Source organism: Acidovorax sp. MR-S7, from assembly GCF_000400995.2.
Taxonomy (GTDB): Bacteria; Pseudomonadota; Gammaproteobacteria; order Burkholderiales; family Burkholderiaceae_C; genus MR-S7.
Genome location: NZ_DF238978.1, coordinates 1 through 872, shown reverse-complemented (window position 1 = coordinate 872; position 872 = coordinate 1). Strand labels below are relative to the sequence as shown.

The window sequence follows — 872 nt, the reverse complement described above, 5'->3', positions numbered from 1 at the left end:
CTAGAGCGTGTTATGAACTTATTCCGGAGCCCAGGACAGGCGCAGCCTTGGGCAACATGAGGATCACGAAGATCAGGAAGTGCAGCCCAGCGAGCACCTGGGGCAGTCTCTCGTAGTCGCGGCTGAGCCTTCTGAAGCGCGCCAGCCAGCCAAAGCTGCGCTCGACCACCCAGCGCCTGGGCAACAACACAAAGCCTTTCTTGGCCTCGGGCAGCTTGACGATTTGCAGGTCAATGCCGTGCTCACTGGCCTGCTGGTTTGGCTCCTCACCCGTGTAGCCCTGATCGGCCCAGGCCAGTTTCACCGTCTCGCCTGTCGCCTCCTGGACCGCTTCGCACAACTGCGCCACTTGCGCTCGCTCTTGCTCATTGGCTGGTGTGACATGCACTGCCAGCAGATACCCCAGCGTATCAACAGCCATATGCACCTTCGAGCCATTGCGCCGCTTGTAGCCGTCATAGCCCGCACGCGGGCCGCTCTCGCAACTCGATTGCAAGGTGCGCCCATCAAAGACTGCTGCACTGGGCTGGCCCTGTCGGCCTTGCGCCACGCGAATGATCGAGCGAAGGTCGTTGGCCATGGCCTCAAAGCATCCCGCTCGCAGCCAGCGGCGCGTTTGCTGATAGACCGCTTCCCACGGGGGGAAGTCTCCTGGCAGCATCCGCCATGGCGCTCCTGCACGGGCCATCCAGCGCAAGGCATTGAACACTTCGCGCAGTTCGTGCTGGCGCTGCGCTGCTTTCTCATCAATCAGAGCCAGATACGGCGCTGCGAAACTCCATTCTTCATTCGTCACATCCGTCGGATACTGCTTACGCCTTGCCATTGGGCGAATCTACCGCAGGCGCTATCAAGTTCATAACACGCTCTAG

Annotated in this window: 1 protein-coding gene; it reads right to left on the bottom strand. The window is 60.8% G+C overall.

Annotation, left to right across the window (positions count from 1 at the left end; genetic code table 11):
• Positions 1-10: 10 nt before the first annotated feature.
• Positions 11-826: an IS5 family transposase gene (locus tag AVS7_RS18895; RefSeq protein ID WP_024001871.1), complete on the bottom strand. Its 816-nt coding sequence runs from the start codon at positions 824-826 to the stop codon at positions 11-13.
• Positions 827-872 lie beyond the last annotated feature (46 nt).